This window comes from Parvimonas parva (assembly GCF_045866535.1).
Lineage (GTDB): Bacteria > Bacillota > Clostridia > Tissierellales > Peptoniphilaceae > Parvimonas > Parvimonas parva.
Window position 1 is genome coordinate 142,996 of the sequence record NZ_AP038371.1, and the last position, 15,870, is coordinate 158,865.

Here is a 15,870-nt window from a genome sequence, read left to right on the forward strand (position 1 = left end):
GTGACTTGTGCTTTAAATATAGAGGGATGGATTATGAAAAGAGTTTATTTTATTTTTTTAGTAGTATTTTTAAGTTTATTTTTAATGTATGTCCATATTAATACTAGTAAAAATGAATTGATATTTTTTAAAGGTGAATCTAGAGAAATTAGGAAAAAAAATTAGAGGAAGATTTAGAATATTTTGAGAATGTTATGTTAAAAAAGTATCAAAGAGAACATAGAAATATTTCTGATGATAATTTTAAAAAAGAAATAAATAATTTAAGATTAAAACTAGATAACTTAACTGATAATGAGTTTGTAGTAGAGATTCAAAGAATAATGTCGATGTTTAGAGAAGGACATTTAAGTTTTAATATTTTGAATCAAGCATTATTACCGTTTGAAAGTAAAGTTTTTGATGATGGTATATATATTATTAGAACAGAGAAGGAGTATGAGAAATATATTTATTATAAAATATTGGCTATAAATGATATTGATATCAATACAGTTTTGAAAAAAATTGAAAATATAGTTTCTGGGGATAGTTCAAAGTGTTTAAAGTATGGGGTAGATAAATATATTAATAATGTTGACTATCTTTTAGGGCTTGGGATAGTAAAGAATATAAATAATGTTAAATTAAGTATAGAAAAAAATGGAGAAGTGATAGATGTTGTTTTTAAAACTAAAATTAATAGAGACATAGAAGTCAAAAAAGAAGTATTTTCTGAAATTGAAGATTATAATAATATAAAATTAAAAATGAAACAAAAAGTTCTGGATATTTTTGAAAATTTAGATGATGAAAAACTAAAGAAGTATAATTTAAATCTTGAGCAGTTATTGAATGGAATCGAAAAGTTTGATTATATTAGCTATTATACTACTTCAGGAGTATTTTTGAAACTTGGAGATATTCCATATAACTTAGATAGAAATAAAGCTTACGATTTTAAATTTTTTCCTGAAAGTGATGCGGTAGTCTTTCAGTATAATAAATGTGAAGATGAAGAAAATGAAAATTTAAAAAGTTTTTCAAAAAAATTTTTTGACTATATAGAATCTAATAAAAAAATTTTTAGAATAAAAAACATTATAGTGGACCTAAGGTATAATTCTGGAGGAAGTTCTCTTGTTATCTTACCATTTTTAATTGATTTAGAAAACTATTTAAAAATGAATCAAGATATTAGATTATCGGTTATTATTGGCAGAAATACATTTTCTGCGGGAGCGGATGCTTTTTACCAATTTAAAACTAAGTTTAAAAATGTAAAATCATATGGGGAAGAATTGTCTGGAGGAATTTATGCTTCAGGAGATATAACTACTGATATATTGCCTAATAGTAAATTAATTTTTTCATATGGTCAAAGGTTTATAAACTCTATAGATAAAAGATTTTTTACAAAAAAGGAAATATTTGAAAATGTTATAAGTCCTGATATTTTTATAAAGCAAACAATATTAGATTATGAAAAAAACAAAGATTTTGTTTTAGAAAAAATTCTAAAATTGATAAAAAATTAATGGAGTTGTTTATGAAAAATAAAATTTGCTTTATCATGTATTCCATATTAACTATATCACAAAAATTATATTATAGAAATGTATGTTATAATAGTTTACAAATTTTGACATTTTAATTTGTTTGTGTTAGAATTTAAGTGATGTAGAAATATATCAAAAATTAATAAAAAATTTAGGAGGAAGGAATGATTATTAGATAACTAATTATGAAACGAAAATTTAATAGCTTTTTAAAGCTTAGTTTTTTGTTGCCATTTTTAGTTATACATTCCTTTTTGTGTGCTTATTTTTTAGACTCCTTTTTTTAGTACATAATTTTGAATTTTAAAATGGCAATAAGTGAATTATTAGCCATTTTTTTGTGGCTTAATTTAGGAGGATATATGCTTAGTATAAAAAATTTATCAATATATTTAGTGAATGATTTAAGAACTGTAATTGAAGATTTTAATTTTTCTTTAGAGCAAGATATGAAAGTTTGTATAATCGGAGAAGAGGGAAATGGAAAGTCCGGCATTTTAAAGGCGATAGTAGATGATGAGGGCTTAAAAGAATATGCTGAAATAAGTGGAGAGATAAATAAGAAAAATGAAGTTATAGGATATTTACCACAGATTTTAGAAGCAAAGATTTTAGATTTTTCAACAAAGGAATATCTTGAAAATAAAGTTAAAGAGGATTATTTTGACTATAATTTATTTTATAAATTGTTAAAGGAGTTGAATTTTGATGAAAATTTAATAAATGAAAAGCAAAGGATAAGTGAATTATCAGGTGGAGAAAGAATTAAATTTATTTTACTTTGCGAACTTATGAAAGAGCCTACTTGTCTTTTATTGGACGAACCTAGTAACGATTTGGATATAAATTCTATTGAATGGCTTAAGAATTTCATAAAAAACATTGATATTCCAATAATTTTTATTTCTCACGATGAGGATTTAATTGAAAATTGTGCAAATACAATTATTCACATTGAACAGCTTATGAGAAAGAAAAAATCTAAAATTTATATTGAAAGACTGGATTATGATGATTATGTTGAAAATAGAGAAAATAGGATTGAAAAACAGGAAAGAATCGCTAAAAAGCAAAGAGAAGAGTTTGACAAAAAGCAAAGAAAGTATCAAAAAATTTATGAAAGAGTGCAACACGAAATAAGAAATACAAAAAATGATTTTTTGGGAACGGAGTTAAAAATAAAAATGCATACTGTAAAGTCTATCGGAAAAAGGCTTGAAAAAGAAAAAGAAAATTTACTTGATTTTCCGGATTATGAAGAATCCATTTTTGTGAAATTTGATGAAGATATAAAATATTCTACAAAAAAGGAAGTTTTGGATTTAAATTTGGAAAAACTTGTTATAGGAGATAGAATTTTAAGTGAAAATATCGAATTAAAGGTCTTTGGAAATGATAAAATCTGTATAATCGGAGAAAATGGGATAGGAAAAACTACACTTTTAAAAATAATTTTGGAAAATATAAAGAAAAATGTTAAGATTTCTTATATGCCACAAAATTATGATGATAAGATGAATATTGATATGAGCATTATAGACTATCTTAGCAAAACTTATGAAAAAGAGGAAACTACAAAGATTAGAACATTTTTGGGTTCAATGAAGTTTACTGCAGATGAAATGCTACATAATTTAAAATCTCTTTCCGGAGGACAAAAAGCTAAAATTTATTTTTTAAAGATGATTTTGGAAAATCCGGAAGTTTTAATCTTGGATGAGCCGACAAGAAATTTATCTCCTTTTTCATCGGTTGAGATTAGAAAACTTTTGAAGTCATATAAAGGGGCGATTATTTCCGTTTCACACGATAAGAAGTATATTTATGAAGTCTGTGATAGAGTGTATGAATTGACAAAAAACGGATTGGATTTGTTTTATTTATCAAATATTTTGACTACTTAGTGTATTTATGGTAAAATAAAATTTAATGAAAAATATTTTTAACATAGGAATACGGAGGAAATATGGATAAAATTTTTGAAATTTTAGAGAAAGTTTTTTCAGTTGAAACTTTTGGTAGTCTAAAGTTATATGATTTAATGGCAATCATTTTTAAATATATTTTTGTAATTATTATTTATTACTTTATTTACAATATAATAAAGATGATTTATTTGGATATTAGTACTACAAGTGAAATGACTGACGTTTCTAATACTTATCTAAAACTTATAAACAGAAAAGAGAGTTTGCCTTTTAAGGTGCATGAGCATTACTATATTGCTGATGAAACTACTCTTGGTCGTGGAGATTCCAATGATATTGTAATAAATGATAAATTCATTTCTAAAAATCATATGAGAATTATTAAAGACGACGGTATTTTTTATATCGAAGATTTGGGTTCTGCAAACGGAACTCTATTAAATGGAGAGCCGATTACCGAGGCTATTGAGCTTAAAGATAAGGATTTAATCGACGTTGGAAGAATTGAATTTTTATTTGTAAATGAGGAAGTTTATGATGATTAAGAAAAGATTGTTGTCAAGGCTTAGGACTTTAACAGTAGATTCCTATGTCAGTACAAAGAGTATTCAAGGTCTTTTGTTATTTTTTCAAATTTTAGGTTTGTTTTTGATTATGGCAAGAGATTTTGCTAATTTTGATAGAACTAAACTTTATTTTATGGTTGGTTTGATTAGTTTTGTATATATTTCAGGGAAATTGGTGCAAAAGTTTACAAGAGGCGATTATTATATAATGCTTATTGCAAATATGCTTTTTTCTATTGGAATTTTGGAAATTTACAGGCTGAATAACAAAATGGCTTTTAGACAAATTATATGGTTTTGTATTGGAATTATAGCTTTTTGGGTTGTATATTTGATTTTAAAATATATAAAAATTTGGAATAAAATATATTATTTTTATGCAGGAGTTTCTTATATTTTATTTATTGCAACTATTTTATTTGGTAAAAATATTAATGGTGCAAAAAACTGGATAAGACTTGGTGAAAATTTTGCGTTTCAACCGTCAGAGCTTATAAAGATTGCATTTGTTTTTCTTATCGCTGCCTTTTATAAGAATAGGGATAAGTTTGAAAAATCATTTTTTAAAAGACATAGTTTGCATTTCTTTTTCTATACATTTGTAGGATTTTTGTTTTTACAAAAAGACTTAGGCTCAGTACTTGTGTTTTCAGGAGTATTCATATTTGCACAATATATGTATGAGCCACATAGAAAATATATGATTGTAAACTTTTTAATCCTTAGCTTTGGAGCAATTTTAGGATACATTTTATTTACTCATGTTAAGGTAAGAGTAAAAATTTGGTTAGACCCTTTTAAATATGCCGACGGAATGGGTTACCAAATTATTCAAGGTTTTTATGCAATAGCAAGTGGCGGTTTCTTTGGAACCGGACTTGGACTTGGCAGACCTGATTATATTCCTTTTGCAGAAAGTGATTATATTTTTGCAAGTATTTGTGAAGAAATGGGAATTTTAATGGGAATGGGAGTAGTTATGTTGTTTTTAATCCTAACTTATAGGGGAATAAAAACTTCTATGGAACAACATAATAAATTCTATAAGTATGTAGCTTTTTGTCTTTCATTAATTTTCGCTTTTCAAGCATTAATAATGTTCGGTGGGATTTTAAAACTTATTCCACTTACAGGAATTACCATTCCTTTTGTCAGCTATGGAGGTTCTTCAATTCTTTCAAGTTTCATTGCTTTGGGGATTTTACAGTATGCCTCTGAAGAAAATATATAGGAGGATAATATGGTTGAAATTAAAAGATATAAAAGGGTTTTAACATTTATAAGTTTGTTATTCATTTTAATTCTTGGATATATGACCTATTTTCAAGTTATAAAAGCTGATAAACTTAAAAATGATGAAAACAATAAAAGAAATTGGGTTGATGACAATAAATTAAAGAGAGGAAATATCCTCGATTCTAATGGAAATATCTTAGCTGAAACAAAAGAGGACGAAAAAGGAGAAAAGTATAGACATTTTCCTTATGGAAGTGCTTATGCGCATATCGTTGGATATAACAGCAAAAAATATGGAAAAACGGGAATTGAGAAAAAATTTAATACAACTCTTTTAAACAAACAGGATAAAACTCCTATAGGAGAATTAAAGAAAATTTTGATTGATCAAAAAGAGGGTAATTCAGTAAAATTGACTACAAATTCTGAATTGCAAAAATATGCTTCTTCACTTTTAGAGGGACATAAGGGTTCAATGATTTTGATGAATCCACAAACAGGGGCAATAATCACAATGGCAGACAGACCGACTTTTGACCCGAATACAATAGAGGCTAATTGGTCTAATATAATTGCTGATGAAGAAAATGCGCCACTTTTGGCAAGAAGTATTGCAGGACTTTTTCCTCCAGGCTCTGTTTATAAAATTGTAACCGGAACTGCTTTACTTGAAAAGTTAAGCGCAGAAGATTTAAAATACAATGACAAAGGCTCAACTATTATTGAGAATTACAAAATAAATAACTATGCAAATGAATATAATGGAAATATTGATTTGAGAAAAGCCATAGTAAAATCTTCAAATACTTACTTTGCAGACCAAGTTCAAAAAATTGGCGTTGATGCTATGATTGATGTAAATAAGAGATTTATGTTCGGTCAGGAAATTCCTTTTGAATTAAAAACTGCAATCTCGCTGATTCCATTTAATGAAAAAACAACGGCATTAGAGCTTGGAACGGGAGCATTCGGACAAGGTAAAGACTTGGTAACACCATTACAAGTTGCATTATTTACAAGTGCAGTTGCAAATGGTGGAAATATGATGAAACCTTATATCGTTGGAGAAATCTTAGACCCTAAAGGAAAGATAATTGAAAAAATTTCTCCGGAAATTTTAACAAGAGTTTCAGATAAAAAAACAATGGATACTATGAAAGATTATTTAAAATCTTCCGGTGATGCAAACTTTATAGGCTTTATAAGAGGAAAAAAAGTTGCAGGAAAAACGGGTACTGCCGAAAAGACAAAGGACAAGATACACTCTTGGGTAACTGTCTTTTATCCGGTAGATAATCCGACTATTGTTTGTACGGCCTTTTTTGAAGAAGAAAACAAAGTTGCTTACGAAATGATTCCACTTGTAAAAAAACTTGTAAACAAAGCCGTAGAACTTGGATATTAGGAGAAGATATGAATTACAAAGTACTATTTAGAATTGAAAGATTAAAACTCATAGATAAGCTAAAGGCAAAAATTGTAAATTACAGAAGATATTGCGAAGAACTGGGAGATACTTGTGAAATAGAAATTGTTTGCGCAGGGAATGTAGTTACACATTTCTTAGAAGAAGATGATTTTTTTAAAGACGAAAGCTTACAAGTTAGACTTTGCAAAAATGCCTTAAACGGCTTGAAACCAAAATATGAACAAAAAAATATTCAAATAGTATCTGCCGGAATTGGTGAGATTATAAAAAGAAAAGCAGAAGGCTGGATTGAATATACAATAGATTAAAATTTATTTTAAAAAGAATGTGCAAACATTCTTTTTTTTATGGTTATACATTTGTAAATGATGTTGGATTGAGATTCATGGAAGATAGTTATTTATCACTCGTTTTTTAAAATTATATAGGATGCTATCTTTTTTGATATAGTTACATATAAATTGTATCACGGTAAAATTTTTTAAATAACTTTAATAAATTATCATATATATTGATAAAAAGTTAAAAAAATGTTAGAATTAATGTGTGAAATTTTAATTTTTTGGTTTGGAGGGTATGATGGAAAAATATAATTGGTCTTTGGAAAAGATTTACAAAAATGTAGATGAGGCTAGGGCTGAAATCAAAATTTGTGATGAAATTATTGAAGAAATTATAAAAGCGGAAAAATCTGTTAAGAATTTAAAGCATATTATGGAATTATCTGAAAAGTCATCTAGACTTGTTGAAAAGTTGTATTGTTATTCATATATGAAAAGAGATGAGGACAGTAGAGTTCCTGAATCTCAAAAGTTAGCTTTAGAAGTAAATTCACTAGGAACAAGATTTAGTTCAGCTATGGCGTTTTTTGACCCATTCCTTATGAGTTTATCTAATGAAGAGTTGGAAAACTTTTATAAAGAGGGGGATAACGAAAAGTATAGAGTACATTTTGAAAATATTTTAAGATTTAAACCTCATACTTTAAGTGAAAAGGAAGAAAAATTACTTGCTAATTGTGGAGAAATGGTTGGAACAGGTCAAAATTCATTCTATATGTTAAGTTATGCAGATATGGATTATGGTAAGATTGAAAATAAAGACGGAGAAAAATTAACTCCAGCTAATTATAATAATTTCCTTTTAGATGAAAATGAAGAAGTAAGAAAAGAAGCTTTTGAAAAAATGTATGGAACTATTTCTAATTTTAAAAATACTTATGCGACAACTTTATACAGTGCCATTAAGAATTTGACTATTTTAGCTAAGGTTAAAAATTATCCTTCAGCAAGATATATGGAATTATTCCAAGATGCTGTTCCTGAAAAAGTTTATGATTCATTAATCGAAAGTATTGAAGAATATTTGCCTTCTCTTCATAAATATTATGGACTTAGAAAGAAGGCGTTAAAGAAAGATAAACAATATATGTGGGACGTTTCTGTAAATTTGGATAAAAATTTTAATCAAAAATATCCTTATGAAAAAGCTAGAGAATTAATCTTAAAAGGTCTTAAACCACTTGGAGATGATTATGTTGAAGTTTTAAATAGAGGTTTTGATGAACGTTGGGTTGACGTTTATCCAAGAGAAGGAAAAGCGGGTGGAGCTTATTCTTGGGGAAGTTACGATACAGAACCATATATCTTAATGAACTATACTGATGATTTAAACAGTATGTTTACATTAGCTCACGAGTTCGGACATTCAATGCACAGTTATTATTCAAGACTTGACAATGAATTCCTTTATTCTCAATATAAGATTTTTGTTGCAGAAGTTGCATCAACTTTCAACGAATTAACTCTTTTAGACTATATGTTAAAGAATGTTAAGGATAAAAACGAAAAGATTTACATTTTAAATTATTATATTAATATGTTCATTGGAACTGTATTTAGACAAACTATGTTTGGTGAGTTTGAAAAGAATACACATTTAGAAGTTGAAGCTGGAAATGCTTTAACGGCTGATGATTTCACAAGAATTATGGGCAAATTAAATGATAAATACTACGGAGAAAATGTTGAAAGAAGTGATTTAGCTGATTACTTATGGGCTAGAATTCCTCATTTCTACAACAATTTCTATGTATATAAGTATGCAACAAGTTTCTGTGCTGCAAGTTTCTTATCCAATAGAGTTGTTAGTGGAGATAAGGAAGCGCTAAAGAGTTATAGAAACTTCTTAAAAGATGGTTGCAGACATCATCCAATAGACCAATTAAGAATGGCCGGTATAGATATGGAAGATAAAAATTCAATCGCTAAAGCTCTTGAAATTTTCAAAGGTCTAGTTGATGAATTAGAAAAAGAATTAGAAGCGTAGAAATATTTAAGGAGGGTTTTTTTCGTGTCTAAAAAAAATAAGAAAAAGGATAAAATTGAAAAAAATTCTTCAAATTTTTCAGAAGGAGGATTTGATAAGTCAATTTTATCGAACTATTCTCAATGGAGAGAAGAATACTCTGAAAAAGAAATTCCCAAAGAGGAAGTTTTGGAAGAAGTTATTTCTGAAGAAATTGAAAAAGAAGTTTCTAAAGAGGTCAATAAAATTGATGATTTAGATTTTAAATCAAATCTTATCAATTCAGAAATAGAAGAGCATACATTTTCAACTGATAAAGAAAATAAAGAAATAAATTCTGAAAAAAAAGTTGAAAATGTTGAAGAAAATAATGAAGAAGATGAAATTTTAACAGAAACACAAAGACTTAAACTTATTTATGGAAATGTAGTTCCTCTACACGAAAGACGTCGTAGGGGAAATAATTCCTATGATAAGAAAAAGAAAAATAAAGAAAAGAAACAAAAAGTTAAAAATGTAATTGAGGAAGTTGAAGAAACTCCGGTAGAAAATATTGAAAAACCGATAGAAATTGAAAAGAAAGAAAATGTTAAGCCTAAAGAAGTAAAAGCAAAGAAAGAAAAAGACGTAAATAAATATGAAATGCCAAAAGTTCCAAAAATGTTAAAGATGATTTTTGCATTTACCATTATTTTTGCTCTTTCTATTGTTGGATTCTTTGGACTAAAGGCATATCATTCTTTAGGTGTTAAGCTACCAAATATTTTATCAGGGGTAGAGTCTAAAAAAATTGGTTTTTACACTACAAATATGGTTTTTAATGGTAAAACTATTGATAAAAATAAGGCAGAATCTTTTATAGCATTGTTAGAAGAAGATGAGTTAAGGCTTACAACTATTAATAAATGGCTTAGAGAAGATGCTGAGAATTTGAAAAAAGATGAAAATTATAAGAGTGAAAGACCTGTTAGACTTCAAAAGAGTGGGAAAATTTTAGGTATTTTTGATGATTATAAAATTTGTTTAGACCCTGTAAAGTTAAAGGTTGAAAAAAGTGATAAGGTAGAAACAACTATTTTATTAAATGAAAAGGAAGAACAAATTTCTGATAAAGAATATGATTTATTTCCTGGAAAATATACTATTTTCTACTATGACAATAATGTAAAATTAAAAGATGAAGTTTCTCTTTTCTATACTGAAAAAGCAGAGGTTAAAACTGTTTCTTATGGGGAGGGAACCGACTACAAACTTGCAAATGAAGTTATAAAGCTTGATACAAATTCAAAAGAAAGCTCTTTCAAGATTGTAACAAGAGATGAAGATAGTATTTTATTTGTAAATGATAAGAATACAGAGCTTACTGTAAGAGAGTTCAATAAATTATCAGGAACAAATATAAAGAAAGGTGATGTTTTAAAAGTTGTAACAAAGATGCCTTGGGGATATACAATTTCTGATGGAGTTACTTATTCCGGAGAAAGTTCAATAAATGTTAGCACTTCTCTTTCAGATAAAAGACTTTTGGACTTTGCAATTTCAAGAACTGTTGAAATGTTAAGAGAAGATGTTCAGTCAAGAGGTAAAAAAGATTCCTCTTTATTGACTATAATGAGAGACCCGTCTTTACAGATAGAAAAGAACAGAGTAGATTCTTTAATAAATAGTGGTAGAGAATATGTTGGAGGTTATCCGTCAGTAGAGTTTGACCTTAATTCTTTTGAAATAAGAGAACAAGGGGATACTTACGAAATGTATATCGGTGGACATTTGTTAGTCCAAGAAACTACTTACGGAAAAAATGAAAAGCCACCTCAATTATCTTCAATAACACCTGTTGAGTCAAAAGTTGGATTCCATTTTATTTTTGATAAAGAAAAGAAAAATTGGTTCTGTAACATTTGGGGCTTTACAACAAGAACAATTACAAGAGATAATATTAAAAGTGTTGACATATCAAAAGATATGATTGCAAGATAAAAACAAAATAGAATTTTAAAATAAAAAAATGGTTAAATAACTAAGGATTTTGAGTAATAAACTTCTTGTCTTTAGTTACTTTTCCTTTTTTTTTTAATATGCATATTTGGAGTGTTTTTGCAATTTAGAATTCACTTATTATAAGAAATATTTATAATTAATAATAATCACATAAGAAATTAATATAATAAGATTATTGACTTTTTTTTATCTTAGATATATAATTAACATATAAGTTAGTGAAAATGTTTTTAGGAGGGGGATATTTTTGAAGAAAATATGGAAAAACAATTTGAACATTTTGTTGCCACTTTTTGTAGTTATGTTTATTTATATTTTATTGGAAATAGGCGTTGCAATGTTTTTTGGGTACGTTATAGATTCCGCTAGTGGAGCAATAAATATGAAATTTTCTAAGGTTATGATTTATACTTTTGCTTTACTTATTACAGAGAGCGTTTTTAAATGGATTTATGAAGTTATGAGTTATAAGTTTGTAGCTAAAATGTCTTTAGATACAAAAATTTACATATTTAATAATTTAATAAAACAAGATATTGAAAGTTTTTATAATAATGATGTAGGGGATAAGATTTCAATTCTTACTAATGATATTAATACAATAGAAACAGAGTATTTTAGAACATTTTTAAATTTGGTTAAATCCGGATTTTTGTTTGTGTTTGCATTTGGTACAATTTTCTATGTTTCCTATCAAATGACAATTGCTTTAATGATATTGTCTATAATTTCATTTGTTTTTGGAAATATTCCGATGAAAAATTTAAAAACTTTTAAAGAGAAATTTTCAAATTCTCAAAGTGAATATACTGCAAGAACAAGTGAATATTTTAATGGTTATGAAACAATAAAAGTATTTGGACTAGAAAAATTTATTTCAAAAGTGTTTTATAATAACTCAAAAAATGTTTATGATAAAGGACTTGCATATCAAAAAAGGTATAGTTTAGTAACTATGATTTCATACTTTTTTGGAGGTTTTACATTTTTAGGGGGTTTTGTTTGTGGTGGATATTTAGCATATAAAGGATTTATAACACTTGGACAAATGATTGTTTGTGTTCAACTAACAAATCACATTGTGAATCCTTTGATGTTTGCAATAGAATCTTATGGTAAATTTAAGTCTGTTGATAAAATATTAAATAAAATCGAAAATACTTTAATTTCAGAAGAAAATGTTGAAACAACAGAAATTAAAGACTTTAATAATAAGATTTCTTTAGAGGATGTTAGCTTTAAATATGATGATAAAAAAGTTTTGGAAAATATAAGTTTTGATTTTGAAAAAGGCAAAAAATATGCTTTAGTAGGTTTATCAGGAAGTGGAAAATCAACTTTGATGAAGCTAATTTCAAAAAGAATTAAAGCAAATGAGGGGAAAATTTGTATAGATGGGACTGATTTGGATGAAATTTCAAGAAATTCTATTATAAATTTAATTTCAACAATTAATCAAAATGTATTTTTATTCAAAGGAAGTATTTATGATAATATAACATTATTTAGTAAAGATTATTCGGAAGAAAAGGTAAAAGATGTTATATTGAAAGCAGAACTTGGTAAATATTTGGATAGATTGTATGATAAGGAATTGATTTCTGAAAATGCAAATAACTTATCTGGAGGCGAAAAACAGAGAATTTCAATTGCAAGATCTTTGATAAAGGATACAAAGATAATACTTGCTGACGAAATATTATCAAGTTTGGATAATGAAATTGCATTTTCAATAGAAAAGGGACTACTTGAACTTGAAAATATAACATTGATTTCTGTAACACATAGATTAATAAAGGAAAATTTAAAACAATATGACCAAATATTGGTATTAAAAGATGGAAAGATAGAAGAAAAAGGTAATTTTGAAGAGCTTATGAATTTTGATTCATACTTCAAGAAATTATACACGATTTCTGAAGTTGAAAATAATTAATTTTAGGAGGAAAAGCTATGAAAGAATTAGTGGAAAGAAATGTTGAAAGTTGGGAACTTGAAGAAATTTCAACAGAAGAGTTTGAAACATTGGCTAATGAGTTATTAGCTTGGTGTGGAATTTGTTGTGGTGGTAATGGAGGTCCTGACGGAGGAGGTAATTAGAAAAAATTACAAGAATAGGTGCAATCTTTTTGTTGCACCTATTTTACTTGGAGGTTAGTTATGAAAATAGGGAGATTTATAGTTTCTGATATTGAAAGAAAAAAATCTGAAAAATTTTTAGTATATGATATTTTTTCTAAGAAATTTTTTAATATTGGTAAGAACACTGCTTTAGTTTTATTTAGAAAAAATGAAGAATCTTATGAATTATATAAGTTTTTATCCAATAAATTGTATAAAGAAAGTTATTTTAGTGAATATATTATCAACAAAGAAAATTTGAATATGGTTAGAATTTTGGTTACAAATCAGTGTAATTTAAATTGTAAATATTGTTATGCTAACGCTGGAAGCTATGGTGAAAAATGTTGTTATATGAACTTTAATACTTATTCTAAAGTTTGTGAATATTTGGGAAAAAAATATAAAAGTATAGGAGAAGTAAATTTTTTTGGGGGAGAACCTACTTTAAATGTAGATGCTATAGAGTATATATGTAAATATTTTGATAAAAAATATAAATTTAAAACTCCTACATTTTCCATGGTAACTAATGGAACTAATTTGAGTGAGAGGATGTTATATTTAATAAATAAATATAATATCCATATAATAATTAGTTTAGATTCTACAAATAGAAATATAAATGATTCGAATAGAAAATTTAAAGATGGTAGTGGAACATTTGACGTTATAGATAAGAATATAATAAAATTACAAAAAAACACATCTAATAAAATTGTTATTGAATCTACTTATACAGAAGAGCATGTAAAAAATAATGTTTCTTATACAGATATAATGTTAGAAAATTATAAAAGATATAAAATTAAATTAAATATTATCCAGAATGAAAATGGGAATGATAGGTTAATAAAACTTATTAAAGGTTCATCGATTGATAATTCATTAAATAGAGATATAGATGTTTTTATAAAATATGGTATTTCTAACTCTAGATTATTATCTTTTTTAAATTCTATTTATGCAACATTTTATAGTGGTTATTTTTGTGATGCGTTTTTAGGACAAATTGCCATTGATCCATATGGTAGTATTTATCCGTGTCAAATGTTTATTGCATCTAATATTGACAATTCATTGAAAAATTTTAAAGTAGGAGATGTTTTTAATGGAGATATTAATAGTGAATTTATAATTAATTACATAGAAAAAAATAATAAGAAAAATCTTAGGTTATGTAAAAATTGTTTTATTAAACCTACATGTAAACAGTGTATGTTTGATAAATACGTTAATTCATCTATTAAAAATAGTTGTAAGTATAATTTTAATAATTATTATGAAAGTCTTAATTATTTTATAAATTTAATATCAGATGAAAAAGTTGAAAAATGTATTAGGAGAAATATAAATGAACTTTCAAATGTATACTTTCAATTCACACGTTGATGTATTTTTTAGTAATGAAATATTAGAAAAAATTGAAAGATATTATAAAAATTCTAATTTAGAAGATATTACATTTGTTTTTTTGAAATATTGTAACGATAGATTTGTTGCAACAAAATTTGAACAAGTCCCAAATGAAGCAAAAACTAATAATGAACTTTATACTTCGTTAGAACCTAAGTACGTTAAATGGTTATTTAAAAAAGTAAGAGAAAAAAACGAATATATTATTATAATTCATAATCATATATTCATAAATGCTTTACACTTTTCAAAAAGTGATTTCAGTTTATTACATACATATTATAATTTTTTTTATAAAAATTATTCTGAGGATAATATAAAGTTTTTTGGCTCTATTTTAGTAAATTTTGATGAATTTACAGGAATATGTTTATATAATAATTGTACTAAAAATATTAATTTTATAAAAATATAAAGCTGTTGTTGCTTTTTGTATAAAAATCGACTTGACTTTTTATTTATTAATTTATATAATTTAATTGAAATAAAGTGATATTTTATAGAAGTAAAATTAGGAGTATTATATGAATATCGATATTGAAGTTATTTACACAAATTTAGAATTTTTACTGAAAATTTTACTTGCAACTTTTATGGGTGCTATAATCGGTTTTGAAAGAAAAAGTCGAAATAAAGAGGCGGGTATTAGGACTCATGCAATAGTTTGTTTGGCATCTGCACTTATGATGATAGTTTCTAAATATGGTTTTTTTGATGTTGAAAGAATTGATGCCTCTCGTATTGCATCACAAGTTGTAACGGGAATTGGGTTTTTAGGCGCAGGACTTATTTTTATAAAAAATAATTCAGTAAATGGACTTACAACAGCAGCCGGAGTTTGGGCTACGGCAGGAATCGGACTTGCTATGGGTGCAGGTCTTTATGCAGTTGGAATTTTTGGAACAATTTTGATTGTAATAGTTCAAATTTTAATGCATAAAGATACTTTTCTAAGCAAAGACCATTTAACAGTTACATTTGAAGTTACGATTGAAGACAGTTTTAATCAAATTAGAGAAATTAGAGAATGTTTAGAGAGGTTGAAATTAGAAATTCAAAATATCGAAATTCTAAAAAAGAGAGCAACTGTAACTGTAAAGTTTTATACCTTTGTTCCGATTGATTTTGAAAGGGAGCATTTGGAAGATTTAATTTTTGATGATGAAAGAGTTAGAAAAATAGAAATGTATTGACATTTTTAACTTTTTTCTATATAATTATGAATATATTTAATATTGAGTGTTGATTGTGCATACAACACAGGAGCTCAGAAGTGATTGTGCTTAAACATTATAAGGCCTATGCGAAGAAAGGTGGTACCACGATAA

General features: G+C 26.4%; 13 protein-coding genes. All 13 read left to right on the plus strand.

All coding sequences use genetic code 11. The annotated features are described in order from the left end of the window. The first annotated feature begins 194 nt into the window (after positions 1-194). Complete coding sequence (locus ACKTSI_RS00765) at positions 195-1,517, plus strand: hypothetical protein (protein ID WP_407862888.1); 1,323 nt, start codon at positions 195-197, stop codon at positions 1,515-1,517. A gap of 383 nt (positions 1,518-1,900) precedes the next feature. Next, a complete protein-coding gene (locus tag ACKTSI_RS00770; RefSeq protein WP_407862889.1) occupies positions 1,901-3,442 on the plus strand; it encodes an ATP-binding cassette domain-containing protein in 1,542 nt (513 codons plus the stop codon). A 62-nt stretch (positions 3,443-3,504) separates the two neighbouring features. Then, positions 3,505-4,011, plus strand: coding sequence for an FHA domain-containing protein (locus tag ACKTSI_RS00775; protein ID WP_068474856.1), 507 nt, complete (start codon positions 3,505-3,507; stop codon positions 4,009-4,011). After that, positions 4,001-5,263: an FtsW/RodA/SpoVE family cell cycle protein gene (locus tag ACKTSI_RS00780; RefSeq protein WP_407862890.1), complete on the plus strand. Its 1,263-nt coding sequence runs from the start codon at positions 4,001-4,003 to the stop codon at positions 5,261-5,263. The genes ACKTSI_RS00775 and ACKTSI_RS00780 overlap by 11 nt, the downstream gene beginning before the upstream one ends. A gap of 9 nt (positions 5,264-5,272) precedes the next feature. Further along, positions 5,273-6,673, plus strand: coding sequence for a peptidoglycan D,D-transpeptidase FtsI family protein (locus tag ACKTSI_RS00785; protein WP_407862891.1), 1,401 nt, complete (start codon positions 5,273-5,275; stop codon positions 6,671-6,673). A gap of 8 nt (positions 6,674-6,681) precedes the next feature. Further along, complete coding sequence (locus tag ACKTSI_RS00790) at positions 6,682-7,005, plus strand: hypothetical protein (RefSeq protein WP_407862892.1); 324 nt, start codon at positions 6,682-6,684, stop codon at positions 7,003-7,005. Positions 7,006-7,276: 271 nt separating this feature from the next. After that, the gene (gene pepF, locus ACKTSI_RS00795) at positions 7,277-9,025 is read left to right on the plus strand and encodes an oligoendopeptidase F (protein ID WP_407862893.1); all 1,749 of its coding nucleotides are present in this window, start codon (positions 7,277-7,279) and stop codon (positions 9,023-9,025) included. A gap of 24 nt (positions 9,026-9,049) precedes the next feature. Continuing rightward, entirely contained in the window at positions 9,050-10,984 is a 1,935-nt protein-coding gene (locus ACKTSI_RS00800; RefSeq protein ID WP_407862894.1) for a TcaA second domain-containing protein, read from the plus strand. A gap of 268 nt (positions 10,985-11,252) precedes the next feature. Next, positions 11,253-12,941 carry an ABC transporter ATP-binding protein gene (locus ACKTSI_RS00805; RefSeq protein ID WP_407862895.1) on the plus strand — a complete coding sequence of 563 codons (1,689 nt, stop codon included), beginning with the start codon at positions 11,253-11,255 and terminating at the stop codon, positions 12,939-12,941. A 17-nt stretch (positions 12,942-12,958) separates the two neighbouring features. Next, positions 12,959-13,105: a hypothetical protein gene (locus ACKTSI_RS00810; RefSeq protein ID WP_201275659.1), complete on the plus strand. Its 147-nt coding sequence runs from the start codon at positions 12,959-12,961 to the stop codon at positions 13,103-13,105. A gap of 60 nt (positions 13,106-13,165) precedes the next feature. Further along, a complete protein-coding gene (locus tag ACKTSI_RS00815) occupies positions 13,166-14,518 on the plus strand; it encodes a radical SAM/SPASM domain-containing protein (RefSeq protein ID WP_311525675.1) in 1,353 nt (450 codons plus the stop codon). Next, positions 14,481-14,957 (plus strand): hypothetical protein, encoded by a 477-nt coding sequence (locus ACKTSI_RS00820; protein WP_407862896.1) that lies wholly within the window; start codon positions 14,481-14,483, stop codon positions 14,955-14,957. The genes ACKTSI_RS00815 and ACKTSI_RS00820 overlap by 38 nt, the downstream gene beginning before the upstream one ends. 109 nt (positions 14,958-15,066) lie before the next feature. Then, on the plus strand, positions 15,067-15,735 hold the full coding sequence (locus tag ACKTSI_RS00825) for an MgtC/SapB family protein (RefSeq protein ID WP_407862897.1): 669 nt from the start codon (positions 15,067-15,069) through the stop codon (positions 15,733-15,735). Positions 15,736-15,870 lie beyond the last annotated feature (135 nt).

Bases quoted from the DNA above. Each gene is read 5' to 3' on its own strand.
- pepF (WP_407862893.1), top strand. From the start codon at position 7,277: ATGGAAAAATATAATTGGTCTTTGGAAAAGATTTACAAAAATGTAGAT.
- ACKTSI_RS00775 (WP_068474856.1), top strand. From the start codon at position 3,505: ATGGATAAAATTTTTGAAATTTTAGAGAAAGTTTTTTCAGTTGAAACT.
- ACKTSI_RS00820 (WP_407862896.1), top strand. From the start codon at position 14,481: ATGAACTTTCAAATGTATACTTTCAATTCACACGTTGATGTATTTTTT.
- ACKTSI_RS00825 (WP_407862897.1), top strand. From the start codon at position 15,067: ATGAATATCGATATTGAAGTTATTTACACAAATTTAGAATTTTTACTG.
- ACKTSI_RS00790 (WP_407862892.1), top strand. From the start codon at position 6,682: ATGAATTACAAAGTACTATTTAGAATTGAAAGATTAAAACTCATAGAT.
- ACKTSI_RS00770 (WP_407862889.1), top strand. From the start codon at position 1,901: ATGCTTAGTATAAAAAATTTATCAATATATTTAGTGAATGATTTAAGA.
- ACKTSI_RS00765 (WP_407862888.1), top strand. From the start codon at position 195: ATGTTAAAAAAGTATCAAAGAGAACATAGAAATATTTCTGATGATAAT.
- ACKTSI_RS00780 (WP_407862890.1), top strand. From the start codon at position 4,001: ATGATGATTAAGAAAAGATTGTTGTCAAGGCTTAGGACTTTAACAGTA.
- ACKTSI_RS00785 (WP_407862891.1), top strand. From the start codon at position 5,273: ATGGTTGAAATTAAAAGATATAAAAGGGTTTTAACATTTATAAGTTTG.
- ACKTSI_RS00810 (WP_201275659.1), top strand. From the start codon at position 12,959: ATGAAAGAATTAGTGGAAAGAAATGTTGAAAGTTGGGAACTTGAAGAA.
- ACKTSI_RS00815 (WP_311525675.1), top strand. From the start codon at position 13,166: ATGAAAATAGGGAGATTTATAGTTTCTGATATTGAAAGAAAAAAATCT.